We start from the raw sequence: 351 nt of genomic DNA on the forward strand, positions 1-351 counted from the left end.
CTTGAATCAAAGCTGGATGCTCAAAACGAGAAATTACAGTCCATTGACGTTCGGCTTGCCAGAGTGGAAGAAAACACTACTAACCTGCAACAAGACAATACAAACCTTCGAGAACAAATTACTAAACAAGACAATCGAGTATGGGGCTTGTTAGTTAGTGGGTTGCTTGCCTTACTGGGAATCTTGGGGAAAATACTTTTATTTCCAAACAAATGAAGTTGGCTGCGAGGAAAATATCTGTATCAGATAATAAGATTTATTACAATTTGACTTGACACTTTCAGAACGAAAACTGGGCGTTTCAAGACTTTAGGGGTTGCTATAGCCCTGCACAGTAAATTTTTAGCAGTG

The 351-nt window shown here is 39.0% G+C and carries 1 protein-coding gene; it reads left to right on the forward strand.

Features of this window, described 5'->3' with window-relative positions; all coding sequences use genetic code 11:
• Positions 1-216 (forward strand): hypothetical protein (locus R0J92_RS22030; RefSeq protein WP_411053219.1); only part of this gene is annotated, 216 nt, incomplete at its 5' end.
• Positions 217-351: the final 135 nt, after the last annotated feature.

The organism is Tritonibacter sp. SIMBA_163, assembly GCF_046535935.1.
Classification (GTDB): Bacteria; Pseudomonadota; Alphaproteobacteria; order Rhodobacterales; family Rhodobacteraceae; genus Epibacterium; species Epibacterium scottomollicae.